The organism is Sagittula sp. SSi028 (genome assembly GCF_048553715.1).
GTDB lineage: Bacteria > Pseudomonadota > Alphaproteobacteria > Rhodobacterales > Rhodobacteraceae > Sagittula.
Map to the genome: position 1 here is coordinate 25,780 of NZ_JBLZNC010000004.1, position 25,896 is coordinate 51,675.

Annotated in this window: 22 protein-coding genes; 14 read left to right on the top strand and 8 right to left on the bottom strand. The window is 62.1% G+C overall.

The genetic code is table 11. The annotated features are described in order from the left end of the window. Positions 1–2 precede the first annotated feature (2 nt). Positions 3–611, bottom strand: a complete 609-nt coding sequence (rdgB, locus tag ACN5AZ_RS08740; RefSeq protein WP_419428490.1) for an RdgB/HAM1 family non-canonical purine NTP pyrophosphatase — start codon at positions 609–611, stop codon at positions 3–5. Continuing rightward, entirely contained in the window at positions 611–1,324 is a 714-nt protein-coding gene (gene rph, locus ACN5AZ_RS08745) for a ribonuclease PH (protein ID WP_419428491.1), read from the bottom strand. Before rph ends, rdgB begins: the two co-directional genes overlap by 1 nt. 112 nt (positions 1,325–1,436) lie before the next feature. Between rph and hrcA the strand changes: the two genes are divergently transcribed. Next, a complete protein-coding gene (gene hrcA, locus ACN5AZ_RS08750; protein ID WP_419428492.1) occupies positions 1,437–2,504 on the top strand; it encodes a heat-inducible transcriptional repressor HrcA in 1,068 nt (355 codons plus the stop codon). Between the two features lie 4 nt (positions 2,505–2,508). Then, positions 2,509–3,063, top strand: coding sequence for a nucleotide exchange factor GrpE (locus tag ACN5AZ_RS08755; RefSeq protein ID WP_419428493.1), 555 nt, complete (start codon positions 2,509–2,511; stop codon positions 3,061–3,063). 69 nt (positions 3,064–3,132) lie between these two features. Here the strand turns inward: ACN5AZ_RS08755 and mutS are convergent, their stop codons facing one another. Then, complete coding sequence (gene mutS, locus ACN5AZ_RS08760) at positions 3,133–5,742, bottom strand: DNA mismatch repair protein MutS (protein WP_419428862.1); 2,610 nt, start codon at positions 5,740–5,742, stop codon at positions 3,133–3,135. Positions 5,743–5,859: 117 nt separating this feature from the next. On the opposite strand from mutS, the gene ACN5AZ_RS08765 reads away from it, so the two are divergent. Both ACN5AZ_RS08765 and ACN5AZ_RS08770 read left to right on the top strand, forming a co-directional pair. After that, complete coding sequence (locus ACN5AZ_RS08765; RefSeq protein WP_419428494.1) at positions 5,860–8,115, top strand: NADP-dependent malic enzyme; 2,256 nt, start codon at positions 5,860–5,862, stop codon at positions 8,113–8,115. A 51-nt stretch (positions 8,116–8,166) separates the two neighbouring features. Next, positions 8,167–9,039 carry a ribokinase gene (locus ACN5AZ_RS08770; RefSeq protein ID WP_419428495.1) on the top strand — a complete coding sequence of 291 codons (873 nt, stop codon included), beginning with the start codon at positions 8,167–8,169 and terminating at the stop codon, positions 9,037–9,039. A 3-nt stretch (positions 9,040–9,042) separates the two neighbouring features. Here the strand turns inward: ACN5AZ_RS08770 and msrA are convergent, their stop codons facing one another. The 3 genes from msrA to ACN5AZ_RS08785 form a co-directional block, all read right to left on the bottom strand. Further along, positions 9,043–9,681: a peptide-methionine (S)-S-oxide reductase MsrA gene (gene msrA / locus ACN5AZ_RS08775; protein ID WP_419428496.1), complete on the bottom strand. Its 639-nt coding sequence runs from the start codon at positions 9,679–9,681 to the stop codon at positions 9,043–9,045. Between the two features lie 369 nt (positions 9,682–10,050). Then, positions 10,051–10,434 (bottom strand): SCP2 sterol-binding domain-containing protein, encoded by a 384-nt coding sequence (locus ACN5AZ_RS08780; protein WP_419428497.1) that lies wholly within the window; start codon positions 10,432–10,434, stop codon positions 10,051–10,053. A 33-nt stretch (positions 10,435–10,467) separates the two neighbouring features. Then, complete coding sequence (locus tag ACN5AZ_RS08785) at positions 10,468–11,691, bottom strand: argininosuccinate synthase (RefSeq protein WP_419428498.1); 1,224 nt, start codon at positions 11,689–11,691, stop codon at positions 10,468–10,470. A gap of 78 nt (positions 11,692–11,769) precedes the next feature. Here ACN5AZ_RS08785 and ACN5AZ_RS08790 point away from each other — a divergent pair, with 78 nt between their 5' ends. Next, the gene (locus ACN5AZ_RS08790) at positions 11,770–12,549 is read left to right on the top strand and encodes a hypothetical protein (protein ID WP_419428499.1); all 780 of its coding nucleotides are present in this window, start codon (positions 11,770–11,772) and stop codon (positions 12,547–12,549) included. A 39-nt stretch (positions 12,550–12,588) separates the two neighbouring features. Continuing rightward, positions 12,589–13,815, top strand: a complete 1,227-nt coding sequence (gene ilvA, locus ACN5AZ_RS08795; RefSeq protein WP_419428500.1) for a threonine ammonia-lyase IlvA — start codon at positions 12,589–12,591, stop codon at positions 13,813–13,815. A gap of 3 nt (positions 13,816–13,818) precedes the next feature. Here the strand turns inward: ilvA and ACN5AZ_RS08800 are convergent, their stop codons facing one another. Continuing rightward, positions 13,819–14,154 (bottom strand): Hpt domain-containing protein, encoded by a 336-nt coding sequence (locus tag ACN5AZ_RS08800; RefSeq protein WP_419428501.1) that lies wholly within the window; start codon positions 14,152–14,154, stop codon positions 13,819–13,821. 156 nt (positions 14,155–14,310) lie between these two features. On the opposite strand from ACN5AZ_RS08800, the gene ACN5AZ_RS08805 reads away from it, so the two are divergent. Further along, entirely contained in the window at positions 14,311–15,603 is a 1,293-nt protein-coding gene (locus ACN5AZ_RS08805; RefSeq protein WP_419428502.1) for a PP2C family protein-serine/threonine phosphatase, read from the top strand. On the opposite strand, the gene ACN5AZ_RS08810 is transcribed toward ACN5AZ_RS08805, so the two are convergent. Next, positions 15,598–16,032 carry an NUDIX domain-containing protein gene (locus tag ACN5AZ_RS08810; RefSeq protein WP_419428503.1) on the bottom strand — a complete coding sequence of 145 codons (435 nt, stop codon included), beginning with the start codon at positions 16,030–16,032 and terminating at the stop codon, positions 15,598–15,600. The genes ACN5AZ_RS08805 and ACN5AZ_RS08810 overlap by 6 nt on opposite strands. A 92-nt stretch (positions 16,033–16,124) precedes the next feature. Here ACN5AZ_RS08810 and ACN5AZ_RS08815 point away from each other — a divergent pair, with 92 nt between their 5' ends. The 7 genes from ACN5AZ_RS08815 to ACN5AZ_RS08845 all read left to right on the top strand — a co-directional run bounded on the left by ACN5AZ_RS08815 (position 16,125) and on the right by ACN5AZ_RS08845 (position 25,837). Then, on the top strand, positions 16,125–17,117 hold the full coding sequence (locus ACN5AZ_RS08815) for an Hsp33 family molecular chaperone HslO (RefSeq protein WP_419428504.1): 993 nt from the start codon (positions 16,125–16,127) through the stop codon (positions 17,115–17,117). Further along, positions 17,104–17,703 (top strand): CoA pyrophosphatase, encoded by a 600-nt coding sequence (locus ACN5AZ_RS08820; RefSeq protein WP_419428505.1) that lies wholly within the window; start codon positions 17,104–17,106, stop codon positions 17,701–17,703. The genes ACN5AZ_RS08815 and ACN5AZ_RS08820 overlap by 14 nt, the downstream gene beginning before the upstream one ends. After that, on the top strand, positions 17,700–18,860 hold the full coding sequence (locus ACN5AZ_RS08825) for a CCA tRNA nucleotidyltransferase (protein ID WP_419428506.1): 1,161 nt from the start codon (positions 17,700–17,702) through the stop codon (positions 18,858–18,860). Before ACN5AZ_RS08820 ends, ACN5AZ_RS08825 begins: the two co-directional genes overlap by 4 nt. Before the next feature lie 168 nt (positions 18,861–19,028). Continuing rightward, entirely contained in the window at positions 19,029–20,879 is a 1,851-nt protein-coding gene (locus ACN5AZ_RS08830; RefSeq protein WP_419428507.1) for an ABC transporter ATP-binding protein, read from the top strand. After that, positions 20,876–22,714, top strand: coding sequence for an ABC transporter ATP-binding protein (locus tag ACN5AZ_RS08835; RefSeq protein ID WP_419428508.1), 1,839 nt, complete (start codon positions 20,876–20,878; stop codon positions 22,712–22,714). Before ACN5AZ_RS08830 ends, ACN5AZ_RS08835 begins: the two co-directional genes overlap by 4 nt. Next, positions 22,711–24,543, top strand: a complete 1,833-nt coding sequence (locus ACN5AZ_RS08840; protein WP_419428509.1) for an ABC transporter ATP-binding protein — start codon at positions 22,711–22,713, stop codon at positions 24,541–24,543. The genes ACN5AZ_RS08835 and ACN5AZ_RS08840 overlap by 4 nt, the downstream gene beginning before the upstream one ends. A 70-nt stretch (positions 24,544–24,613) precedes the next feature. Beyond that, positions 24,614–25,837: a class I SAM-dependent RNA methyltransferase gene (locus ACN5AZ_RS08845; protein WP_419428510.1), complete on the top strand. Its 1,224-nt coding sequence runs from the start codon at positions 24,614–24,616 to the stop codon at positions 25,835–25,837. Positions 25,838–25,896 lie beyond the last annotated feature (59 nt).

The window sequence follows — 25,896 nt, forward strand, 5'->3', positions numbered from 1 at the left end:
GATCAGGCAAAACAGCCCTCGACGAACTTTCGGAACGCATCTGCGCGGTGGCTAATCTTGTTCTTCTCCCAACGGTCCATTTCACCAAAGGTGATGTCATAGCCGTCGGGTTGGAAAATCGGATCATAGCCGTGACCCTGATCCCCGCGCATGGGCCAGACCACCTGCCCTTCCATTACGCCCGGGAAGACGTGATCAGACCCATCCGGCAGCGCCAGAACAAGCGTGCAACAGAACCGTGCCGTCCAAGGCGCCGCCGCCCCTTTGGCGATCAAAGCGTCATGCGATTTGGTCATCGCCATCACAAAATCCCGACCGTTCGGCGTTTCTGCCCAGTCCGCCGTATAAACACCGGGGGCCTTGTCTAGCGCGTCGATTTCAATCCCGCTGTCATCGGACAACGCTGGCAAGCCCGTGGCTTTGGCCGCGGCGTGCGCCTTGATCCGGGCGTTCTCGACAAAGGTCGTGCCCGTCTCTTCGGGTTCGGGCAGGCCTTTTTCCTTCGCACCCACACAGGTCACGCCATAGGGTTTCAGCAGGGCTGCGATCTCGTCCAGCTTGCCTTGGTTGTGGGTCGCCACCAACAGTGTATCGCCAATCAGATCGCGCATCACGCCACCGCCGCCTGTTGTGCGGCCACCAGTTCCGACACGCCCTTTTCGGCAAGATCCATCAGCGCATCCATTTGCGCGCGCTGGAAAACCGACCCTTCGGCGCTCATCTGCACTTCGATCAGCGCACCGTCGCCGCGCAGGATAAAGTTGCCATCCACACCAGCCTCTGAATCCTCGGGGTAGTCGAGGTCCAGCACCGGCTGCCCTGCATAGATCCCGCAGGACACAGCGGCCACAGGCGACACCAGCGGATCCGTCACGATATCACCTGCTTTCATCAACTTGTTCACCGCCAGACGCAGTGCAACCCAACCGCCGGTGATCGACGCGCAGCGTGTGCCACCATCCGCCTGGATCACGTCGCAGTCCACGGTGATCTGACGTTCGCCCAGTGCGTTGCGATCCACGCCCGCACGCAAGGCCCGCCCGATCAGACGCTGGATCTCAACAGTGCGCCCCCCCTGTTTGCCGCTGGCCGCCTCGCGCCGCATCCGCGACGTGGTCGAGCGCGGCAGCATGCCGTATTCTGCGGTGACCCAGCCCTGACCGGATCCTTTGATAAACGGCGGCACACGCGGCTCCAGCGAGGCGGTGCACAGCACATGGGTGTCGCCCATCTTGATCAGGCAAGAGCCCTCCGCATGCTTGATAACTCCGGTCTCGATTGAAACCGCACGCATTTCGTTTAGTTCTCGTCCTGACGGTCGCATGGTCCGCTCCTTTGTCGATGTTTGCATCGGGGATAGTCGCGCCCCTGCCCCAAGCGCAACCCCGATTGACGTCGCAGGACAGAGCGCTTTAATGACCGGTGAAGGGAATAGCATGATCGACGCAAGCGAACTATTGGCGCAAATGAACGCCCGATCACGCGAGGTCTTCCGCCGCGTGGTCGAAGGCTACCTTGATACCGGAGAGCCGGTCGGCTCGCGCACATTGACGCGATCGCTGACGGAAAAGGTCTCCGCCGCGACGATCCGCAACGTGATGCAGGATCTCGAATTTCTGGGCCTGCTCGACAGCCCGCATGTCTCGGCCGGACGTATTCCCACGCAAATGGGCTTGCGGATGTTCGTGGACGGGCTGTTGGAGGTGCGCGAACTGGACCACACCGACCGTGAAAAGCTGGACGCAACCGTGGGGCGCAATGCCTCTGACGTTGGTGGCCTTCTGGACGAGGTCGGCTCCGCCCTGTCGGGTGTGACGCGTGGGGCGTCTTTGGTGCTGACCCCGAAACACGAAGCGCCGCTCAAGCATGTTGAATTTGTCTCTCTGGCGCAGGACCGTGCGCTGGTGGTCATTGTCTTCGCGGATGGCCATGTGGAAAACCGCGTCTTTACCCCGCCGCCGGGGCTGACCCCTTCTGCCATGCGCGAGGCGGCCAATTTCATCAATGCCCTGACAGAGGGGCGCACCCTGTCGGAACTGCGCCGCGTGATGGAGCAGGAAATTGTCCGCCGCCGGACAGAGATCGACAGCCTGGCCTCTGACCTGATTGATGCGGGCATCGCGGTCTGGGATGGCAAGGACAATCAGTCGGAACGGCTGATCGTGCGGGGGCGGGCGAATCTTCTGGATGAGGCCGCCGAGGAAGAGCTCGACCGCATCCGCAGCCTGTTTGATGACCTTGAACGCAAGCGGGACATCGCCGAATTCCTCGAATTGACCGAAGATGGCGAGGGCGTCCGCATTTTTATTGGCTCAGAGAACAAACTTTTCTCACTTTCGGGTTCCAGTCTGGTGGTGTCTCCATATATGAACGCAGACCGAAAGATCATCGGTGCTGTGGGGGTCATCGGGCCCACCCGCCTGAATTATGGGCGCATCGTGCCGATCGTGGATTATACAGCGCAACTGGTCGGCAAGCTGATCACCGACCGGAGCCAGAGGTAGACAAATGGCAGACTCGAAAGACGAACAGTTCCTGGACGACGTGGAAACCGCCGAAGCTGATTACGCTGACGAAGAGATTTCGGATGAGGCGCTCGAAGTTGACACGCTGCGCGCGGAACGCGACGATTTTAAAGACAAATACATGCGCGCGCTGGCGGAGGCAGACAATGCCCGCAAACGCGCGGCTAAGGACCGCCAAGAGGCACAGGCCTACGGCGGCACACGCATCGCCCGCGATCTGTTGCCGGTGTATGATAACCTCAACCGTGCCCTGATCGCGGCGAAGGAAACGGATTCCGGCGCCTCCACCGCTTTGGTCGAAGGTGTGGAGCTCACGCTCAAAGAGCTGTTGAATGTGTTCGACCGTCACGGTGTGACCCGTGTCGCGCCAGAGATTGGCGACAAGTTCGATCCCAAGATCCACGAGGCCATGTTCGAGGCCCCCGTGCCCGGCACCACCGCTGGCGAGATCATTCAGGTCTCGGCCGAGGGTTTCATGCTGAACGACCGCTTGCTGCGTCCGGCACAGGTCGGTGTCAGCTCGACCCCGGCCAGCTAAGACCCGTTCATATCGCATAGAAAAGCCGGGCGCTCTGCCCGGCTTTTTTGTTGGTCCACGGCGAAAATGTCAGGGCGTAAGCCCCTTTAGTTCGTACAACGCCTGCAGCGCCTCGCGCGGGGACATATCGTCAGGGTTGATCGCTTTAAGCTTTTCTTCGACCTCTGACGGTGTTTCCCGTGAAACAGGGACCTCGCGCTGCGCCACGGCCGAAAACAGCGGCAAATCGTCGATCAATGCTTTGGGGGAGGTCCGCTCCCGCTCGCCCTTCTCCAACGCCTCCAGCACATCCCGCGCCCGCGTGATCACGGCCTTGGGCAGTCCCGCCAGTTGCGCCACCTGCACACCATACGACCGATCAGCCGCGCCTTCCCGCACTTCGTGCAGGAAAATAACGTCACCTTCCCATTCCTTCACGGCCACAGTGGCGTTTTTCACCCCTGCCAATTTGCCCGCAAGCACCGTCAATTCATGATAGTGCGTCGCAAACAGGCCGCGCACGCGATTGACCTCGTGGAGATGCTCTAGCGTGGCCCAGGCGATGGACAGACCGTCATAGGTCGCAGTGCCCCGCCCGATTTCATCAAGGATCACCAAGGCACGGCTGTCGGCTTGGTTGAGGATGGCCGCGGTTTCCACCATTTCCACCATAAAGGTCGACCGCCCCCGCGCCAGATCGTCCGACGCCCCCACGCGGCTAAAGATCTGGCTGACCACCCCGATATGCGCGCTGCGGGCCGGCACATAAGACCCGATCTGCGCCAGCAGTGCGATCAACGCGTTCTGACGCAGGTAGGTGGATTTACCCGCCATGTTCGGACCCGTCAGCAAAGTCACCGAGGCCGCATCGCCCCCGGCGCTCAGCCCGCAGTCGTTTGCGATGAATGGTTCACCCGCCTTCTGCAGCGCGGCCTCGACCACCGGATGCCGCCCGCCATCAATGGCAAAGGCGCGGCTGTCATCGACCTGCGGCAGGCACCAGTCGCGCTGCCGTGCCAGTTCCGCCAATCCCAGCGCCAGATCGAATTCCGCAAGCGATACGGCCAGCTCGCCCAGAACACCGGCATGCTCCAGAATGGCGGCTTTCAAGGCGTCATAGAGCCGCTTTTCGATCTCCGACGCCTCATTCCCCGCATTCAATATCCGCGTTTCCAGCTCGGACAGCTCGGTCGTGGTAAAGCGCACCTGATTGGCTGTGGTTTGCCGGTGGATGAACCGTTCGTTCAAGGCATGCATCTTGTCCGCATGGGTTGCGGTGACTTCAATAAAGTAGCCCAAGACATTGTTATGCTTGATCTTGAGCGACCCGATCCCGGTCTCTTCGGCGTATTCTCCCTGCATACGGGCGATGACACCACGCCCTTCGTCGCGCAGCGTTCGTGCCTGATCCAGCCCATCGTCAAACCCGGGCGCGATAAAGCCCCCATCAGACAGACGCAGCGGTGGCTCTGCGACTAAGGCCGCCTCAAGCTGGTCCAGAAGCGTCTCGTGACCCGTCAAACAGGCTCTACTCCGCCCCAAAAGCGGTGGAAGCTCCATGCCATCCAACCGTTCAGACAGACCCACCGCCTGCGCCAAGGCGTTGCGCACTGCCGCCAAATCCCGCGGCCCCGCCCTGTCCAGTGACAGCCGCGACAGCGCGCGTTCCACATCCGGCACGCGGCGCAACACCTCGCGCAAGGCGTCCGAGGCCGATCCCTCAACCCCCCAACGCACAGCGTCCAGCCGCTCATGGATCGTCGCCAGATCTTGCGAGGGCGAGGAAACCCGCCGTTCCAACAAACGCGCGCCGCCTGCCGTGACGGTCCGGTCGATCGTGGCCAACAGACTGCCCGCACGCCCGCCAGACATGGCAGAGGTCAGCTCCAGATTGCGGCGGGTGGCAGCATCGATCTGCATTAACCGCGCGCCTGCCTCCTGCTTTGGGGGCAGCAACAGCGGCAAGCGGCCCTTTTGCGTGATGTCGAGGTAATCGACCAAGGCCCCCATGGCAGACAGTTCCGCCCGGGCAAAGCTGCCGAAGCCCGCCAGCGTTTTCACATGGAACGTGGCACACAGCCGCGTCTCCGCCGCACCGGATTCAAAAGACGCAGCCCCCAGCACGGTGGGCTCAACGCCCAGATCAGCCAGCACCTCGCGCAGGATCTCGTCGGTCTTCTCGGACACCAACACCTCGGACGGGGCAAGCCGCGCCAGTTCCGCGCCAATACGGGCCTGACTTAGCGGCATCACGTGAAACGCCCCTGTGGAGATATCGGTCCAGGACAGCGCCCATTCGTCCCGAACATTGCCCAAAGCGCACAAATAGTTGTGGCGGCGTGCCTCCAGCAGCGTGTCCTCGGTCAGGGTGCCGGGGGTCACCAGACGCACGACATCGCGTTTGACCACCGCCTTGTAGCCACGCTTCTTCGCCTGTTCCGGCGTTTCAAGCTGTTCGCCCACCGCCACGCGGAATCCCTTGCGGATCAGCGTCAGCAAATACCCTTCGGCCGCGTGCACCGGCACACCGCACATGGCGATGTCCTCGCCTTCGTGTTTGCCGCGCTTGGTCAGGGCAATATCCAGCGCCTCGGACGCCGCCACAGCGTCGTCAAAGAACAATTCGTAAAAATCACCCATGCGGTAGAACAACAAAGCGTCAGGATACTGCGCTTTGATTTCCAAATATTGCGCCATCATCGGCGTGACGGTACTTTTATTTCCCTTGTTAGCGCTCACGTATCTTTTCCCCGTCCGTTCGGCGTGACAATAAGGCTGCAGACCACCGGGTAAAACCAGATTTCAGGCGGGAGTCCCATGTCCAAAGTCAAATTCACCCGCGAGGAAGCCCTCGCCTTTCATCTTGAACCGACCCCAGGCAAGTGGGAGGTGCAGGCCACCGTCCCCATGACCACGCAGCGCGATCTGTCTCTGGCCTATTCGCCCGGTGTGGCCGTGCCCTGCGAAGACATCGCCGCCAACCCCGAACTGGCCTATGATTACACCAACAAGGGCAACCTCGTCGCGGTGATTTCCAACGGCACGGCTGTGCTGGGTCTGGGCAATCTAGGTGCGTTAGGGTCGAAACCGGTGATGGAGGGCAAGTCCGTCCTGTTCAAACGTTTCGCGGATGTGAACTCGATCGATATCGAGCTGGACACCGAAGATCCCGATGCCTTTTGCGAGGCGGTCAAGCTGATGGGCCCGACCTTTGGCGGTATCAACCTCGAAGACATCAAGGCGCCCGAATGTTTCATCATCGAGCAGCGTCTGAAGGAAGAGATGGACATTCCCGTCTTCCATGACGACCAGCACGGCACGGCGGTCATCTGTGCTGCGGGTCTGATCAACGCGCTGCATATCTCGGGCAAGAAAATCGAGGATGTGAAAATTGTCCTCAACGGCGCGGGGGCTGCGGGGATTGCCTGTATCGAGCTGCTGAAATCCATGGGCGCGCGTCACGAAAACTGCATCGTTTGTGACACCAAGGGCGTGATTTATCAGGGCCGCACCGAAGGCATGAACCAGTGGAAATCGGCCCATGCGGTCGCCACCGATTTGCGCACGCTCGAGGATGCAATGCGCGGTGCGGATGTGTTCCTTGGGGTGTCTGCAAAGGGTGCTGTGACCCAGCAAATGGTCACGGATATGGCGGAAAACCCTGTTATCTTTGCTATGGCCAACCCCGACCCCGAGATTACGCCGGAAGAGGCGCATGAGGTCCGCCCCGACGCCATCGTGGCCACCGGCCGGAGCGATTACCCCAATCAGGTGAACAACGTTCTGGGCTTTCCTTACCTGTTCCGCGGCGCGCTGGACATCCACGCCCGCGCCATCAACGATGAGATGAAGATCGCCTGCGCCGAAGCGCTGGCCGAACTCGCGCGCGAGGACGTGCCGGATGAGGTGGGTCTCGCCTATGGCAAAACCCTGTCCTTCGGACGGGACTATATCATCCCCACGCCCTTTGATCCGCGACTGATCTGGCGCATTCCGCCGGCTGTGGCCAAGGCGGGCATGGACACCGGTGCCGCGCGTCGCCCCATCGTGGACATGGACGGCTACACAGAGCGGCTCAAAGGTCGGATGGACCCGACCACGCCGATCCTGCGGTCGATCAACAACCGGGCGCGGGCAGCACAGGCGCGGATGATCTTTGCCGAAGGCGATGACCCGCGTGTGTTGCGTGCTGCTGTGACCTACCAGCGGTCCGGCTTTGGCAAGGCCTTGGTCGTGGGCCGGGAAGCGGACGTGGCCAAAAAGCTCGAAGACGCAGGGCTGGCCGATGCGGTGCGCGAAATCGAGGTGGTGAACGCCGCTAACACCCGCCATCTGAGCCAGTACAAGGATTTCCTTTACGAGCGTCTGCAACGGCGTGGGATGGACCGGCAGGATGTGCACCGGCTGGCGGCGCGCGACCGCCATGTCTTTGGCGCGCTGATGCTGGCGCATGGGCATGGCGACGGGCTGGTGACGGGGGCGACCCGGAAATCGGCGCATGTCATGCAGCTGGTGAACCATGTGTTCGACGCAGACGCCAAACACGGGGCCGCAGGCGTGACCGCGATTTTGCACAAGGGCAAGGTGGTGCTGATCTCTGACACATTGGTGCACGAATGGCCCAACGAAGAGGATCTGGCCACCATCGCGGAACGCGGTGCAGATGTGGCCCGCCATCTGGGGTTGGAGCCGCGTGTGGCCTTTGTCTCCTTCTCGACCTTCGGCTATCCGGTGTCCGAGCGTGCCGAAAAGATGCATATCGCGCCGCAGGTTCTGGACCGTCGCGGCGTGTCGTTTGAATACGAGGGCGAGATGACCGTCGACGTGGCCCTGAACGAAAAGGCGCGGGAGGCCTATCCCTTCCAGCGCCTGAGCGGTCCGGCGAACATTCTGGTGGTGCCTGCGCGGCACTCGGCCTCGATCTCGGTCAAGCTGATGCAGGAAATGGCGGGCGCGACGGTGATTGGCCCGATCCTCGCGGGTGTGGATCATTCGATCCAGATCTGTTCCACCAACTCCACCGCGAATGATATCCTGAACATGGCGGTTCTGGCCGCTTGTAAGGTGGGGTGAGCCCGGCATAGGGTGCGCATCTGTTGCGCACCCAAACCGGACGATCTGACGATGACGATTTACAACCTCGGCTCCATCAACGCGGACCATTTCTACCGGGTGGGCCACCTGCCCCTACCCGGCGAAACGCTGGCCGCCGCAGACTATAGCCGGGGCTTGGGTGGCAAGGGGGCCAATATGTCCATCGCGGCGGCGCGGGCGGCGTCTCGGGTGGTGCATGTGGGCGCTGTCGGACCGGATGGCGGCTGGGCCACGGATTATCTGTTGGAAAGCGGCGTTCTGACCCAGCACATCCAGCGGCTGGACGTGCCAACCGGCCATGCCATCATCAATGTGGACGCCAGCGCCGAAAACACCATTGTCCTGTTTCCCGGCGCGAACCGTGAAATCGCTCTGGCCTCGGTCATGGCTGCACTGGCGGAGGCGGGACCGCAGGACAGCTTTGTCACGCAAAACGAAACCAATGCGCAGGCGGATGGGCTGCGTTTGGCGCGGAGCAAGGGGATGCGCACGGTCTATGCCGCTGCGCCCTTTGACGTGGCTGCGGTGCAGGCCGCCCTGCCCCACATCTACATGCTGGTGTTGAACGAGGTCGAGGCCCAGCAGCTTGAACAGGCCACCGGCCAGAGGCTGACCGATCTGGGGGTGGCCGATGTTGTCATGACACTGGGGGCCGAGGGCTGTCGCTGGTTTCACGGGAAACAACAGCAAGACTTTGCGGCGCATAAGGTGACGCCCGTCGACACCACAGGCGCGGGCGACACCTTTACCGGTTATCTGCTGGCGGGTCTGGATCAGGGGATGCCGATGGCGCAGGCGATCACGCTTGCACAAAAGGCCGGTGCCGTGATGGTCACCCGTCAAGGCACCGCCGATGTGATCCCCGATCTAAAAGACGTGCGCGACGCCTTTCCGCCGGAATAGAGCCTATTTGGCAAAGGGGGCGGCATCGCCCCACAGCGCCTTGACCCGCTGGTCGCGGCCACAGGCATCGCGGTAGCGTTTGTAGGCGTCGGACTTTTTCAACAGGCCGAAACGGGTCACGATACGCTCATCGCTTTGGTAATAATCCTGATGGTATCCGTCGGCGGCATAGAAGGCGCCGGCGTTCAGGATCGGGGTGACGATCTTTTGCCCCAGCGCCTGTTCAGCGGCGGCTTTTGCAGCTTCGGCGGCGGCGCGTTCATCGGCGCTGTCGACGAAAATCGCGGTGCGATAGCTGGCGCCCCGGTCGCAGAACTGCCCGCCATCATCGGTGGGATCAATTGAGCGGAAGAAGCTGTCATACAGTGACCGTGCGGACACCCGCGAGGCGTCGTATTCGATCTTGACCGCCTCGTAATGGCCGGTTCCGCCGCCGGTGACCTGCTTGTAGCTGGGATTTGCCACAGACCCGCCGGTGAAGCCGGAAACAGCCTCTGACACACCTGAAACCCGTTCAAAATCCGCCTCGACGCACCAAAAGCAGCCCCCGGCCACCACGATATCAGCCGCCCGCGCTTGCGGGGCCATGGCCAGCGATCCGACAGCCACTGCGGCCAATGCGATGTGTTTAACGATCTTCATGATTACGCTCCTCTTTGGTCGCAGCCTGACCCGTTAATCGGTGACAAGGCAACAGCGAGAGCGTCCGTCTCACCGCATGGTGAGAGTGCGTGAAAAATTGAAAAAACTTTGAAACTTATTGTCGGCTCAAACGTGAATACAGGGTTGTCAGCGGGCCTTCCCCAGACCCGCGCTGGTAAATAGTTCTGTGTTTCCTGATGTATCCCGGCCTGATGCGCCGTCACGCGTTCTGTATGTGGCAGCTTGGGTCGCGGGTGTTCTGCCCTTAATCCCAGTCACTCACGGGGCGGACACAGTTACAATGTCCCCAAAGTAATCAGTACCGGCGCCTCTCTCCCCAGTGAGGCGCCGGTTGTTTCACGGGGATCATCAGCCCAGAAGCTGTCCCAGTTTCATCGCCAGTTTCATATCGCCGGTCACCTTGATCTTACCCATGACAAAGGCCGTCATCGGGTTCAGCTTTCCCCCGATCAGCTTTTGCAGGTTCGGCTCGGAGATGTGGATGGTGCATTGCGCGGGGCGGTCCTCGATCACGGCCTGACCGGCATCCAGAGTGATCGCGCCATCGTCGCCACAGTCGAATTTGATCGTCTCGGCCAGCGGACGTTTGTCCAGCCCGCGCTGCATCCGCTCTGCGATGTCCTGAAGTGCCATGTGTTCCTCCCCTTGGCTGTGCGTAGGGGCTAGCGCGTCGGGGATCACACGGGCAACAAAGACGTTACGGCGCAGCAGATACGAAAAGACCCGCCACATCGGGCGGGTCTTTTGCAATAGGTTCAGGTGGTGTTAGCCCAGACGGTTCTTGCGGGCGGCCAACAGGCGCAGGCGCAGGGCGTTCAGCTGGATAAAGCCCGCCGCGTCCTTCTGGTCATAGGCGCCGGCGTCATCCTCGAAGGTCACATGCGCTTCGGAATACAGCGACGCGTCGGACCAGCGGCCCACACAGGTGACAGAGCCTTTGTACAGCTTCAGACGCACGGTGCCGGACACCAGTTCCTGCGACTTGTCGATGGCGGCCTGCAGCATCTCACGCTCGGGCGAGAACCAGAAGCCGTTGTAGATCAGCTCCGCATAGCGGGGCATCAGGCTGTCCTTGAGGTGACCTGCGCCGCTGTCGAGCGTGATCTGTTCGATGCCGCGGTGGGCCTCCAGCAGGACGGTGCCGCCGGGGGTCTCGTAGATGCCGCGGGATTTCATGCCGACGAAACGGTTCTCGACGAAATCCAGACGGCCACAGCCGTGCTTGCCACCCAGCTCGTTGAGCTTGGTCAGGATCGTGGCCGGGCTCATCGCCTCGCCGTTGATGGCAACCGCGTCGCCTTTTTCAAAGGTGACTTCGATGAATTCCGGTGTCTCGGGCGCGTCCTCTGGGGCGACGGTGCGCTGATAGACGTAGTCGGGCGCCATTTCCGCCGGATCTTCCAGAACCTTCCCCTCGGACGAGGTGTGCAGCAGGTTCGCATCGACCGAGAACGGCGCTTCGCCGCGCTTGTCCTTGGCGATCGGGATCTGGTTCTGCTCGGCGAATTCCAACAGTTTGGTGCGCGAGGACAGGTCCCATTCACGCCAGGGCGCGATACATTTGATGTCGGGGTCAAGGGCTGCGGCGGACAGCTCAAAGCGGACCTGATCGTTGCCCTTGCCGGTGGCGCCGTGCGCGATGGCATCTGCGCCCACTTCCTTGGCGATCTCGACCAGACGCTTGGAAATCAGCGGCCGCGCGATAGAGGTGCCCAGCAGGTACAGACCCTCGTACACCGCGTTGGCGCGGAACATCGGGAAGACGAAATCGCGCACGAATTCTTCGCGCACGTCTTCGATGTAGATGTTTTCCGGCGTAATACCGAGAAGCTCTGCCTTCTGGCGTGCGGGTTCCAGTTCCTCGCCCTGGCCCAGATCGGCGGTGAAGGTGACGACCTCGCAACCGTATTCGGTCTGAAGCCACTTCAGGATGATCGAGGTATCGAGGCCACCGGAGTAGGCCAGCACGACTTTCTTGGGCGCGGACATATCTTTTTCCTTTGTTCGGATCGCTGGCGCGATAGCGGGTTTTTTCCCTTTGGGCAAGGTGGCATGCCTCTGGCGGGCTTGACACCCCTGCTGCACGCCCATCTTAAAGGCACAGATCCACCGGAGACTTCGGTCGTGCGCTTTCTCGCTTTTATCTGGCCTACGCTTGCGGTGTTGAACCGCCGTATCTTTGCGGGGCTGCGCCTGTCTGTCCTGCCTGTGCTGGCGGCGGTCGGGGTCATTATGCTGGGGCGCAGCTGGTCGTTTTATCTGGTTGGTCGCAATGCGCTGGGCATCTTGGCGTTTCTTACCGTCGAAGGGATTGCGCTTTCGCTGTGTTTTGCGTGGTTCGCGATCCGCTGGCACAGGTGTTTGCTGCTGCAAGACCCGCAAACGGCACTGGGCGGAGAGTTCCCGCCCCGCAGCCTGCGCCGCTATAGTTTGCGGCTGTTCGGGCTGGGGGCTGCGATGACGGCGGCGCTGATCGTGATGTCACTGATCAGCGGGGATGGCTGGCACGACGGATCGCTGCGCGCCGTGGTGTTGCAGACCCTGTTCAGCATCTGCGTCGCTTGGGCGTTTTACCGTTTCAGCCCCTTGCTGGTGGGCGTGCCATTGGGTGATCCGCCGAGCCGCGTTCAGGCGTGGCGACAGACCCGCAAGGCCAAGCTGCCTTGCCTTGGCCTTGCCGTCGGGACGGTGGCGATTTCGCTGCTTCTGGCCTTGCCGGTGCTGCCCGACCATACCCCGATTACCGCGCTGGAGCCTGTCTATATCATCACCTCGATCTGGGTGCAGATGCTGGTGGTGGCCACCGCGCTCAGCGTGGTGCATCAAAAGACCGCGCGCCGCCAATAACTGCTTGCCTCTTGTCCGTGACCTATGGGACCCAAAGTTATGACCGATTTCCAGACCCTTGCCCGTGCTGCCGAACAGGCCATGCGCGATGTCTTTCCCGCCACGCCGCTGCTGCGCAATGATCACCTGTCGGCGCGCTTTGGTGCAGAGATTTACCTTAAACGCGAAGACCTGTCGCCGGTGCGGTCGTACAAGCTGCGCGGCGCGTTCAACGCCATGCGCAAGCGTCCGGATGTGGGGCTGTATGTTGCCGCCAGCGCGGGCAATCACGCGCAGGGCGTGGCATTCATGTGCCGCCATCTGGGCGTCAAAGGCGTGATCTACATGCCGGTCACCACGCCGCAGCAAAAGATCCAGAAGACGCGGATGTTCGGCGGCGACAATATCGAGATCCGCCTGACGGGTGACTACTTCGATGACTGTCTGGCGGCGGCGCAGTGCTATTGCGCCGAGGCGAGCGGGCATTTCCTGTCGCCCTTTGACGATGAGGACGTGATCGAGGGTCAGGCCTCTGTCGCGGTGGAGATTGAACGCCAGTTGGGCCGCCTGCCCGATCACATGGTGATCCCTGTGGGGGGCGGCGGTCTTGGGGCCGGGGTGCTGTCTTACTACGGGACGCAGACGCAATACACCTTTGTCGAACCAGCCGGTGGGGCCTGTTTGCAGGCGGCATTGATGGCGGGCAAGCCGGTGGCCCTGCCGCAGGTCAACACCTTTGCCGATGGCGCTGCGGTGGCCAAAATCGGCGCCCAGACCTTTGCCCGGCTCAAAGGTGTGGGTCTGGCCAATACCCTCACCATCGCAGAGGACCGTTTGTGCACGACGATGCTGGACATGCTGAACGTCGAGGGGATCGTGCTGGAACCGGCGGGTGCACTGGCGGTCGACGCGCTGAAGGATCTTGGCCAAGGCATCCTTGGGCGGACCGTCGTCTGCATCGCCTCCGGCGGTAATTTCGATTTCGAACGTCTGCCAGAGGTCAAGGAACGGGCGCAGCGCTATTCCGGGGTAAAGAAATACTTCATCCTTCGGCTGCCCCAGCGCCCCGGCGCGCTAAAGGATTTCCTGAACCTTCTGGGCCCAGAGGATGACATCGCGCGGTTCGAATACCTGAAGAAATCGGCGCGCAACTTCGGTTCTGTTCTGATCGGGATCGAAACCGACGCCCCGCAGAGCTTTGACAGGTTGTTCGCGCAGTTGGATGCCAATGGCTTCACCTATCAGGATATCACCGAGGACGAGACACTGGCACAGATGCTGATCTGACGGTCATGCCGCCAGTCTCTTCGGCAGGTCCTGTTCAAAACACGATCGCGACAGGCGGTAGCATTCCGTGATCTCCGCCAGTGTGACAACATCGGGGCGGCCTGCCTTGGCCGCCTTCTCCCCCTTGAGGCAAAGCTGGGCCAGTGCCTCGAACCCGAGGTTGAGCGCAGCCCCTTTCAGGAAATGCATCTGTTCCTCGATCAGGATCGGGTTGTTGCCTGCGGCGTCCAGCGCGATAATCGCGCCATCCACCTCTTGCAGAAACAGATCGACGACCTCGGTAAAATCCTCGGCCCCGATTTCATCCACCAATTCCCGAACGCGTGCCCATTCAATCATGTGACCCTCCTGATGATGGAAATGGCTACCGCAAGAAAGTGAACGCAGCCTTTTGAACTGCGGGATATTGCGTCGCATTTGAGGTTTCAGCCCCTGTTAAGAAACACGCTCTAAGAGGGGCACATCAATGTAGTTTGCCAGTCAAAGGGCCATGTGGTGCAAGCTGACCCTGCCAGGATCGATTCCCCCGTCGCATCGTCCATCCGGCGTGTGCTTGTTGTCGATGACAGCAAACTGCAGCTGAAGCTGATCAGCAGCATGCTGACCCGTTGGGGGTTCGACGTGATGGTGGCTGAATCCGCGCAGGATGCGCTGGATATCTGCGCCTCTACCCGTCCCGATCTTATCCTGTCCGACTGGATGATGCCGGGCATGACGGGTTTGGATTTCTGTCGCGAATTCAGAAAGATGGACGGCGACCATTACGGCTATTTCATCCTTGTCACTTCCAAAAGCGAGAAGGGCGATGTTGCGCAGGGGTTGGACGCGGGGGCGGACGATTTTCTCAGCAAACCCGTTAGCAATGACGAATTGCGCGCGCGCATCAATGCGGGCGAGCGTATCCTGTCCATGCAGCGGCAACTGTCGGAAAAGAACCGTGATCTGTCACAGGCGCTGGATGAGCTGCGCGAAATCCATCAGGCGATCGACAATGATCTGCGGCAGGCCCGCACCATCCAGCAATCGCTGGTGCCGGAGCGGGTGTGCGAGCTCGAAACCTCGCGGATCAGCCTGTTGTTGCGACCTTGCGGGCATGTGGGCGGTGATCTGGTCGGCATGTTTCGTCCGGGCGATGCGCGGCTGGGGTTGTACAGCATCGATGTCTCGGGTCATGGCATCACCTCTGCCATGGTGACCGCGCGCGTGGCGGGTTACCTCTCCAGCACCTTTCCCGAACAGAATATCGCGCTGGAACGGCGTTTTGACCGGTTTTTCCACATGCGCGAACCGGCAGAGGTGGCGCGCCTTTTGAACCAACGGCTGGCTGCCGATCCGGGGGTCGAGGAATATCTGACCATGGCCTTTGTCGCCGGCGATTTGCGGAGCGGCCGGATGCGGATGGTGCAGGCTGGCCATTCGCCGCCGCTGTTGCTGCGCGCGGACGGATCTGTGGCGTTTATCGGCGATGGGGGCCTGCCCATCGGGCTGGTGGATGAGGTCCGTTATGACCAACACGAGTTTCACATGAAACGCGGTGATCGCCTGCTGTTGTATTCGGACGGTTTCACCGAGGCGGTGATGAAAAACGGCGACATGCTGGGGGAGGACGGTCTGATCCGGCTGTTTCGTGACAGCGCCGCGTCCGGCGCCGGTCCCGATTTGATGGAGGATATGTTCTGGCGGCTGACATCGGAGATGGAGAACCCCGATAAGCTGGGGGATGATGTCTCTGCCGCTTTGCTGGAATTCGACGTGCTCGACCATCCGGTCAACCGCCCGCCCCTATAGCAGATGCAGATCAACCAGATCGCGTTCACCGGGATTGCCCAGCTCTTCGGCGGCCAGTTCGGTGGGCATCCAGACCGCAGAATGCCCCTGTTCGGTCGGCTGCGCGAGGCGGCGCACAGGCCGCGCCATATAGACGATGCACAGCTTTTCCGCGTGGATCTCATACTCCGGCATCCAGGTGAATCGCCGAAAGGCGCCAAGCCGCACCGGCTCCGCGATCTTCCAGCCGGTTTCCTCGAACACCTCGCGGTGCAGTGCCTGCAGGGGGCTTTCACCGGGGTCGATCCCCCCGCCGGGCAGCTGAAATTCAGGATAAGGCGTTGATTGCAAAGTTAAAAGAAGCGCGCCATCCCGCGGCAGCATGACGTAAACGCCCGGCCGAAATGTGTATTTCTGACCCTCGATCGGTGCATCACCATATCTGCGCATGCCCTGCCCCTTTGCGTTTGCTGCATTTGTGCCTATATGCTCGCCTTAACTGCCAGCCATCGGCACCCAAGAAAACCCCCAAGGATCTCCTCATGAGCTTCGGTGACAAGATCGCCTGGGACGATACCGTCCTGCCCTTCCAGCTTGACCGCTCTGACATGCGTGGCCGCGTGGCCCGTTTGGACGGCGTGTTGTCAGGCGTTCTGAAACAGCACAACTACCCTGCACCGGTCGAGGCATTGGTGGCCGAAATGGCCCTGCTGACCGCGTTGATTGGCCAGACCGTGAAACTGCGGTGGAAGCTGTCGTTGCAGGTGCAGACGAATGGCCCGGTGCGCATGATTGCGACGGACTACTACGGCCCCGAAAAAGAGGGTGAACCGGCCCGCATCCGCGCCTACGCCAGCTTTGACGGCGACCGCATCACCGATGAGACCCCGTTCAAACAGTTGGGCGATGGCTATTTTGCGATCATGATCGATCAGGGCACCGGCATGCAGCCCTATCAGGGGATCACCCCGATTGCGGGCACCAGCCTGTCCGATTGCGCGGCGGCCTATTTCGCCCAGTCCGAACAGCTGCCGACCACCTTTGCCCTGTCCTATGGTCGCTCGACCGAGGCCGGTCAGGCGGAGAAATGGCGCGCGGGCGGCATCATGTTGCAGCACATGCCAAAGGCGTCGCCCTTTGCCAAGGACGCGCCAGCCGGCGATGCGCCAGAGGGTGTGTTGCTCAGCGCGGACGATCTGGTCAACGGCGACGAGGCAGAGAACTGGAACCGCGTGAACATGCATTTGGGCACCGTCGAAGAGCTGGAGCTGATTGGCCCCTCTGTGCCGCCGACCGACCTGTTGGTGCGCTTGTTCCACGAGGAACAGCCCCGCGTCTACGACAGCCAGCCGATCAAATTCGGCTGCACCTGCTCCGAGGATCGCGTGCGCCAGTCGCTGTCGATCTATTCGGCCCGCGACATCGAGAAGATGACGACCGAAGACGGCAAGGTGACAGCGGACTGCCAGTTCTGCGGCGCGCATTACGTGTTGGATCCCGCGACCGTAGGGTTCGAGGCGGATGGCGGTCAGTGACCAGATCGCCGCATTGAGGCGCGCGCCCCATATCGCGGGCGCGCCCTCGTCGGATTTCGACCTCAATGGTCCCACACCTCTGCCAGAGGGGCGCAAGCTGCGCGCGGCGGGGGTGCTTATCGGCTTTGCCCCGCGTTGCGATGGGTTGGAGCTGTTGCTGACCAAACGTGCCTCGCATTTGAAACATCACCCCGGTCAGATCGCCTTTCCCGGTGGGAAGGTCGATGCGGGCGATGCGGATGAGGTTGCCGCAGCCCTGCGCGAGGCCCGCGAAGAGGTCGGTCTGCCCTCTGACCATGTGGAGGTGCTGGGCACCCTGCCGCCGCACGAAACCGTCACAGGTTTTTCCGTGACGCCGGTGCTGGCGCTGATCCACACACCCTTTGACCCCGTTCCCGAACCCGGCGAGGTCGAGGAGATTTTCTACACCCCCTATCATCACGTCATGACTCCAGCGCGTTACAGCGTGCAGGGTCGTCGCTGGCGGGGGCAAAAGCGGCTCTATTACACCGTGCCTTACGGTCCGTATTACATCTGGGGGGCCACCGCACGGATGCTGCGCGCCCTGGCCGAGCGGACGCAATGACGCAGGCGCAGGTCACAGGCGATTGGCTGACCGCTGCGGGCACACAGGCGGTGCTGCGGATGTTAGATGACGCGGGCCATCAGGCCTACGCGGTGGGCGGCTGTGTGCGCAATGCGCTGTTGGGGCAGCCGGTGTCTGATGTGGATATCTCGACATCTGCGCGGCCCCAACAGGTGATGGACCTCGCCAAAGCGGCGGGGTTAAAGCCCGTCCCCACAGGCATTGATCATGGCACGATCACCGTGGTGGCCGATGGCACGGGGTATGAGGTGACGACCTTTCGTGCGGATGTGGAAACCGATGGGCGGCGCGCGGTGGTGGCCTTTGCCGATGACATCCACGCCGATGCCATCCGTCGCGATTTCACGATGAATGCGCTTTATGCGGATCGTGAGGGCCATGTGATCGACCCGCTGGGCGGTCTGCCGGATCTGCGCGCGCGGCGCCTGCGCTTTATCGAAGACCCCAACCGGCGCATCCGCGAGGATTACCTGCGGATTCTGCGCTTTTTCCGCTTTTTCGCGTGGTATGGTGACGAAACCGCGGGCATCGACCCCGAGGCCCTGTCCGCCATTGCCAATAACATCGACGGTTTGGCGCAGCTGTCACGGGAGCGCATCGGCGCAGAGGTTGTTAAACTGTGTGCCGCGCCAGACCCGAATATGGCGGTCTGCGTGATGGCGCGTTGCGGTGTCTTGGCTGCGGTTCTTGAAGGCGCGACAGAGACGCCATTGGGTCCGCTGCTCGTGCATGAGGCCGCGCTGGGCCTGTCCCCCGATCCGCTGCGCAGGCTGGCGGTTATGGGGGTTCGTGACGGCGCCGCGCTGCGCCTGTCGAAACCGCAACAAAAGCAACTTGCGCTGTATCAGAGCCTGATGTCGGGCACGGAGTCCGTGGAAGAGATCGCCTATCGCCATGGCGTGCAGGTTGCGCTGGACACTGTCGCCCTGCGCGCTGCCAGCTTTGAAACACCCCTGCCCCATATCGATCAAAACAGTCTCGAACACGCCGCAACCGCCAGATTTCCGATCCGGGCCAAAGACCTGCAGCCGCACCTCCAAGGCCCCGCGCTGGGCGCGGCGCTCAAGCGGTTGGAGCAGGATTGGATCGACAGCGGCTGTGCCTTGGACCGCGCCGCGCTGCTCGACCGTATCTAAAGCGTGACACAGGCATATATCTAGGCTACACGAAGCATGATCTCTTTCGGAGGCAGCCAGATGACAATTGCACGGTCCCGATCCAGCCACGCCTGAACGACCTGATCTTTCGGTCGATTTGCGCGCCCGTCATCCTATTGTCTAACGCCGGTATAAAGGCGCTTCCGAATGTTCCGTTTCTTTGAAAATCTGATTGATCCCTATCAACCCTACGCCGCCAATGACACGCCACCGCGCCGGTTGTGGCCGTTCCTGTTGCAGTATGCGCAGCCCTTCAGGCGGGTGTTCATGGCCGCCGGCATCCTGTCCGTCGTCGTGGCCACGGTGGATATCGGGCTGATCTACGCGATGGGCTGGGTGGTTGATATCCTTGAAGGCGATCCCGCGCAGGTTTGGTCGGCCCATGGGGCCACGTTGATCGCGCTGGCGGGGTTCTTGTTGTTTCTGCGGCCTTTGCTGAACGTGCTGGATGTGGCGCTGTTGAACCAGACGATCCTGCCCAACCTTGGAACGCTGGTCCGGTTTCGCGCGCATGGCCATGTGCTGCGGCAGTCGGTGGGCTGGTTCGAGAATGATTTTGCCGGTCGGATCGCGAACCGTATTATGCAGACCCCGCCCGCCGTGGGCGAAGTGGCCTTTCAGACGTTTGATGCGGTGACCTTTTCGCTGGCCTATGTCGTCGGTGCGCTGGTCTTGCTGGGCGACGCCGATCCGCGCCTGATGATCCCGCTTGCGGCGTGGGTCGTTCTGTATGGGGCGCTGATCCGCTGGACCGTGCGCAATGTCGCCCCTGCGTCCAAGGCAAGCTCGGACGCGCGCAGCCAAATCAATGGCCGCGTCGTGGACAGCTACACCAATATTCCGTCGGTCAAGATGTTCGCCCAAGGGGATGCCGAGCTGCACCATGCGCGTGAGGCGATTGAAGAGGCGCGGGTGACCTTTCAACGGGAAATGAGGCTCTATACCACCATGGATCTTGCGCTGAACTTGCTGAACGCGCTGTTGATCGTGGGTGTGGTGGGCATGGCGCTGGCGCTTTGGATGGCAGGCAATGCCACCGCCGGTGCGGTCGCGGCGGCCACCGCGCTGGTGTTGCGGCTGAACGCCATGACCGGCTGGATCATGTGGGCCACCACGTCGCTGTTCCGCGAGCTGGGCATCGTGCAGGAGGGGATGGAGACCATCGCCCAGCCGATCACCTTGGTCGACGCGCCGGATGCGACACCGCTGGTCATGCGCGATGGTGAAATCCGGCTGAGCGGCGTCACGCATCATTACGGTCGCGGGGCAGGGGGCTTAAATGATCTGACGCTGACCATTCCCGCCGGTCAGAAGGTGGGGCTTGTCGGGCGTTCGGGTGCGGGTAAATCGACCTTGGTCAAACTGTTGCTGCGGTTCTACGACCCCGAACAGGGCCGGGTCGAGATTGACGGACAGGATATTTCGCGGGTCACGCAGGACTCTTTGCGAAAACAGATTGGCATGGTTCAGCAGGAATCGTCTCTGTTACACCGCTCTGTTCGGGACAATATCCGCTACGGGTCCGACGGTGCGACGGACGCCGAGGTGATACTGGCCGCGCAAAAGGCGCATGCGCATGAATTTATCGATACGCTGACCGATCCACAGGGGCGCGGCGGTTATGATGCGCAAGTGGGCGAGCGCGGCGTGAAACTGTCCGGCGGTCAGCGGCAGCGGATCAGTCTGGCGCGGGTCATCCTGAAGGATGCGCCGATCCTGATCCTGGACGAGGCGACAAGCGCGCTTGATTCCGAGGTCGAGGCCGCCATTCAGGACACGCTGTACGGGATGATGGCGGGAAAGACGGTGATCGCCATCGCGCACCGGCTGTCGACGATTGCCCAGATGGACCGGATTCTGGTCATGGATCAGGGGCGCATCGTCGAAGACGGCAGCCATGACGTGCTCTTGGCGCAGGGCGGGCTATATGCCTCGTTCTGGGCGCGCCAATCGGGCGGTTTTCTGGACATCAAGACGGACGAAGAGGCAGCACAATGATCGAAGCGATCCTGAAACGGGCAGGCGGGTTGATCAACACCGAGGCCGCCGCCAAAGGGCCGCCGCCCCAAAGCCTGTGGCGGTTCATCCGCTGGGCCTTGCGCGGGGCATGGCCGGTGATCGCGCTGGGCGCGGTCATTTCCCTGTCCGCTGGCGGCACAGAGGTGCTGTCGATGTACCTGCTGGGCCTGATCGTCGACGCCGTGGGCGAGGCGGGGCCGCTGTCGGCGCATTGGCCGCTGTTTGTGACGGCTATTCTGGTGATGGTGGTGCTGCGCCCGCTGCTGTTTGGCGGGCTTGCGCTGACCCAGACGGTGATGATTGGCCCCAACGTGTTCAATCTGGTGATGACGCGGCTGTACCGCTGGACCATCGACCAATCGGTGAGCTTTTTCGACAATGATTTCGCCGGACGGCTGGCGCAGAAAAAGGTGCAGGCCGCGAACTCGCTAACCGAAACCGTGATCGAAAGCGTGAACGCCCTGACACTGGGTCTTGCGACCGTGTTGGGGACGGCTGCGCTGTTGGGGGCGGTGAACGCATGGCTGATCGTGATACTGGCAGTCTGGTTTGTGGGCTATCTGCTGTTTCTGCGGGCGCATCTGCCGGCCATTCGCGAACGCTCTGCCGCGCGGGCAGGGGCGCGGGCCATGGTGACGGGGCAGGTGGTCGATACGCTGTCCAATATCAAGGTGGTCAAGCTGTTCGCCGGTCGCCAGTCCGAAGACGACCGCACGCTGGGCGCGCTGGGCGCCTTGCGCACCCGTGCGCTGCGGTTCGGGGAGGCCACGACAAGCTTTCGTCTGGGACTGATCGCGATTGCAGGCGTGCTGCCTGTGGGTTTGATCGGGGCTGCGGTGCTGCTGCGTGACAGCGTCACGCCGGGTGACATTGCGGCCATCGGCGGGGCGTCGCTGCGGCTGGCGCAAATGACCGGCTGGATCAGCTTTTCGATCATGGTGATCTCCGGCCATCTGGGCGAGGTGGAGGACGGCATGACCACCCTGTCTGTTGGCCACGATCTGGTGGATGCGCCTGACGCGAAAACCCTTAATGTGAGCCAGGCTGAGGTGCGGTTCGATCAGGTGGCTTTTGCCTATGGCGGCGACACAGGCGGGGTGGACGGCATCGACCTGACGATCCATCCCGGTGAAAAGCTGGGCATTGTCGGGGCGTCTGGTGCGGGGAAATCCACGCTCGTGGCCTTGTTGATGCGGCTCTATGACACCGAAACAGGCCGCGTTCTGATTGACGGGCAGAACGTATCCGAGGTCACGCAGGACAGTTTGCGCCGCCAGATCGGGATGGTCACGCAAGAGACGTCCATGTTCAACCGCTCCGCTTTGGAGAACATCCGCTATGGTCGGCCGGAGGCCACCGAGGAAGAGGTTTACGCCGCCGCCCGTCGCGCCGAGGCGCATGAGTTCATCCTTGAGCTGCAGGACGGTGAGGGGCGCGTGGGCTATGACGCGCATCTGGGCGAACGGGGTGTGAAACTGTCCGGCGGGCAACGCCAGCGGATCGCGCTGGCCCGGGCCATTCTGAAAGACGCGCCGATCCTGATTTTGGACGAGGCCACAAGCGCCTTGGATTCCGAGGTCGAGGCCGCCATTCAGCAGGCTCTGGACCATGTGATGGAAGGCAAGACTGTCATGGCCATCGCGCACCGGCTGTCCACCATTGCAAGCATGGACAGGATCATCGTTCTGGATCAGGGGCGGATCGCCGAAATGGGCACACATGACGAACTTCTGGCGCAACAGGGTCTGTATGCGCGCTATTGGGACCGCCAATCCGGCGGCTTTATCGGCATGGGGCAGGAGGCTGCAGAATGATCCGCAACTGGCTGCCCAGCATTGATCCGTTTCAGCCCGCCGACGGGCCGCCGCCGCAGGGGATGGTGCCGTTCATGCGCTGGGCGCTGAAGGGGTCTTGGCACGCGATTGCGCTGGCCGTGGCGATCACCTGCATGGTCGGCTTGGTCGAGGTTATCGCCGCCTGGTACACCGCCTGGGTGATCGACGGGGCGCAGGCGGCGGGCGAGGGGGCGTTCTGGTCCGCGTTCTGGCCACAGATCCTGTTCGGCATCGGCTTTTACATGCTGTTCCGGCCCGTTCTGTTCCTGTTCGACGCGGCTGTGTCGGGGGTGATGTTGCAGCCCAGCTTGTTTCCGCTGGTTCTGGCGCGGATCAACAATCACACGCTGGGCCATTCCATGTCGTTTTTCGAAAACGACTTTGCCGGTCGCATCAGCCAGAAGGCCAATCAGGTGGCCCGCGCACTGACCGATCTGGTGGTCGAGGTCACGGATGTGGTCGTCTATGCGCTGGCCATGTTTGCCGGTGCCTTTGTGCTGCTGGGGGGCGTGGACTGGCGGTTGTTGCTGGTGTTTGTGGGCTGGTCGGTGCTGTATGCTGCGGCGCTGCGCTATTTCATTCCACGGGTGCAGGGGCGGTCCGCGAAACGTGCGGGCGCGCGCACGCAGGTGATCGGGCAAATCGTCGACACGCTGTCCAATATTTCGACGGTAAAGCTGTTTGCGCGCGACAAGTCAGAGGACGACACCACCCGCGCCACGTTGGAGGTGTACCGCCAGCGCAGTCTCGATTTCGGGGAGCTTTCGGCTCTGTTCCGCATGGTTCTGATGACGCTTGGGGGCTTGTTGCCGATGGTGTCGATCCTGATGGCGTTGTTTCTGTACAGCCAAGGGACCGCGACTGTGGGCGATATTGCCATGACGGCGATGATGACCTCGCGGCTGTCGATGCTGACGAACCGGCTGGGGCGCGTGGCCATCTCGATCTTTACCCAAGTGGGCGAGATCGAGGACGGCGTAGGCACGCTCGCCCCGCCCCATGCGATCACAGATCGTCCCGGTGCGCGGGATGTTGCGCCGCGTGGGGGGATCACCTTTGATCAGGTCGGCTTTGGCTATGGTGGCGAGACGAGCGCGCTGGACGGGTTCGATCTGTCCATCGCCGAGGGGGAAAAGGTGGCCTTGGTCGGCGCGTCGGGGGCCGGTAAGTCGACTGCAGTTTCTCTACTGTTGCGGCTACATGAGGTGGAACAGGGTCGCATATTGCTGGCCGACACCGACATCCGCGACATCAAGCAGACCGCCCTGCGCGAGGCAGTGGCCGTGGTGCGGCAGGACACGTCCATGTTCAACCGCTCTGCCATGGAGAACATCCGCTATGGCCGTCCTGATGCCACCGACGCCGAGGTGCACGAGGCGGCGCGCCGTGCCTCGGCGCATGAATTTATCCTTGGCCTGCAGGATACGGCGGGGCGGCAAGGCTACGAGGCGCGCTTGGGTGAGCGTGGTGTGAAACTGTCCGGCGGGCAGCGGCAGCGCATAGCCTTGGCGCGGGCCATTCTGAAAGACGCCCCGATCCTTGTGCTGGACGAGGCGACCAGCGCGCTGGATTCCGAGGTTGAGGCAGAGATCCAGACCGCGCTGGGTCAGGTCATGCAGGGCAAGACGGTGATCGCCATTGCGCACCGTCTGTCCACCATTGCCGAGATGGACCGCATCGTCGTGCTGGAGGGCGGTCGCATCGTCGAATCCGGCACGCATGAGGATCTTCTGGCGCAACAGGGCCTGTATGCGCGTTACTGGGCGCGGCAATCCGGCGGGTTTATCGGGGCAGAGGCTGCAGAATAACCCCTATAGCCGGTGGCGCGCGGAACGTGTAAGGCAGGCCCCTGAAGCCACCACCACGAGGGAGCCAACCATGTCCGAAGATCAGCGCGTCACCGTCGACCGTCTGGGGCATCGCGGCGACGGGATCGCCGAGGGGCCGATCTACGTTCCCGGCTGCCTGCCGGGCGAAGTCGTCGAAGGCGCAGTGAACAACGGTGTCATGGCCGTGCCGCGGATCGTTACGCCGGTGTCCGACCGTGTCTCTCCCCCGTGTCGCCATGCGAAATCCTGCGGCGGCTGTCAGCTGCAACATGCCTCTGACAGTTTTGTCGAAGGATGGAAGACCGATGTGGTGGTGCGCGCCCTTGCAGCGCAGGGTCTGGAGGCCGAGATGCGGCCCTGTATTACCTCTCCTTCGCAATCGCGGCGCCGGGCGGGCTTTTCGGCGCGTCGCACGAAAAAGGGGGCCCTGGCCGGTTTTCATGCCAAGGCCTCTGACGTGGTGATTGCTGTGCCCGATTGTCAGCTTGTCCGTCCCAAACTGGCGGCGGCCCTGCCCTTGGCCGAGGCGCTGGCCGTGGCGGGTTCATCGCGCAAAGGCGAGCTGACCGTTCAGATCACCGACAGCGACAGCGGGCTGGACGTGGCGGTCACCGGCGGCAAGGCCATCGACGACGGGTTCCGCGTGACGCTTGCCGGTATCGCGCAGGAGTTCGATCTGGCGCGACTGGCGTGGGATGACGAGGTGCTGACCCGTCGCCCGCCCTATCAGCAGTTCGGCAAGGCGCGTGTGGTGCCACCGCCGGGGGCCTTTCTACAGGCCACCGCCGAGGGCGAGGCCGCGCTTCTGGCCTGCGTCACCGAGGCGATGAGCGGCGCGAAATACATGGCGGATCTGTTTGCAGGCTGCGGCACCTTCGCCCTCCCGCTGGCGCAACAGGGTAAGGTTCATGCGGTCGAAGCCTATGCCGATATGGCGCGTGCGTTGGACAAGGGCTGGCGCATGGCCGAGGGGCTGCGCCATGTTTCACATGAAGCACGCGATCTGTTCCGCAATCCGCTGCTGCCTGACGAGCTGGCCAAATTCGACGGGGTGGTGATTGACCCGCCCCGCGCCGGTGCCGAGGCCCAGACCGTGCAGCTTGCCATCGCGCAGGTGCCGCGCATCGCCTTTGTGTCCTGCAATCCGGTGACCTTTGCCCGCGATGCGGCGCGTCTGGTCGAATCCGGCTATCGGTTGGACTGGGTGCAGACCGTGGACCAGTTCCGCTGGTCGACCCATGTGGAACTGGCGGCGCAATTCAGCCTGCAATAGGCAAGATTTCAAAATCGTGAGATGCCATGCCCCCCCTTTATGGGGTATGGGAAAAGAAA

Bases quoted from the DNA above. Each gene is read 5' to 3' on its own strand.
- ACN5AZ_RS08755 (WP_419428493.1), top strand. From the start codon at position 2,509: ATGGCAGACTCGAAAGACGAACAGTTCCTGGACGACGTGGAAACCGCC.
- ACN5AZ_RS08825 (WP_419428506.1), top strand. From the start codon at position 17,700: ATGACGCAGGCGCAGGTCACAGGCGATTGGCTGACCGCTGCGGGCACA.
- ACN5AZ_RS08770 (WP_419428495.1), top strand. From the start codon at position 8,167: ATGACGATTTACAACCTCGGCTCCATCAACGCGGACCATTTCTACCGG.
- ACN5AZ_RS08780 (WP_419428497.1), bottom strand. From the start codon at position 10,434: ATGTGGCGGGTCTTTTCGTATCTGCTGCGCCGTAACGTCTTTGTTGCC.
- ilvA (WP_419428500.1), top strand. From the start codon at position 12,589: ATGACCGATTTCCAGACCCTTGCCCGTGCTGCCGAACAGGCCATGCGC.
- hrcA (WP_419428492.1), top strand. From the start codon at position 1,437: ATGATCGACGCAAGCGAACTATTGGCGCAAATGAACGCCCGATCACGC.
- ACN5AZ_RS08835 (WP_419428508.1), top strand. From the start codon at position 20,876: ATGATCGAAGCGATCCTGAAACGGGCAGGCGGGTTGATCAACACCGAG.
- mutS (WP_419428862.1), bottom strand. From the start codon at position 5,742: ATGATGGCGCAATATTTGGAAATCAAAGCGCAGTATCCTGACGCTTTG.
- ACN5AZ_RS08845 (WP_419428510.1), top strand. From the start codon at position 24,614: ATGTCCGAAGATCAGCGCGTCACCGTCGACCGTCTGGGGCATCGCGGC.
- ACN5AZ_RS08810 (WP_419428503.1), bottom strand. From the start codon at position 16,032: ATGCGCAGATATGGTGATGCACCGATCGAGGGTCAGAAATACACATTT.
- ACN5AZ_RS08765 (WP_419428494.1), top strand. From the start codon at position 5,860: ATGTCCAAAGTCAAATTCACCCGCGAGGAAGCCCTCGCCTTTCATCTT.
- msrA (WP_419428496.1), bottom strand. From the start codon at position 9,681: ATGAAGATCGTTAAACACATCGCATTGGCCGCAGTGGCTGTCGGATCG.
- ACN5AZ_RS08815 (WP_419428504.1), top strand. From the start codon at position 16,125: ATGAGCTTCGGTGACAAGATCGCCTGGGACGATACCGTCCTGCCCTTC.
- ACN5AZ_RS08840 (WP_419428509.1), top strand. From the start codon at position 22,711: ATGATCCGCAACTGGCTGCCCAGCATTGATCCGTTTCAGCCCGCCGAC.
- rdgB (WP_419428490.1), bottom strand. From the start codon at position 611: ATGCGCGATCTGATTGGCGATACACTGTTGGTGGCGACCCACAACCAA.
- ACN5AZ_RS08785 (WP_419428498.1), bottom strand. From the start codon at position 11,691: ATGTCCGCGCCCAAGAAAGTCGTGCTGGCCTACTCCGGTGGCCTCGAT.
- ACN5AZ_RS08800 (WP_419428501.1), bottom strand. From the start codon at position 14,154: ATGATTGAATGGGCACGCGTTCGGGAATTGGTGGATGAAATCGGGGCC.
- ACN5AZ_RS08830 (WP_419428507.1), top strand. From the start codon at position 19,029: ATGTTCCGTTTCTTTGAAAATCTGATTGATCCCTATCAACCCTACGCC.
- ACN5AZ_RS08820 (WP_419428505.1), top strand. From the start codon at position 17,104: ATGGCGGTCAGTGACCAGATCGCCGCATTGAGGCGCGCGCCCCATATC.
- rph (WP_419428491.1), bottom strand. From the start codon at position 1,324: ATGCGACCGTCAGGACGAGAACTAAACGAAATGCGTGCGGTTTCAATC.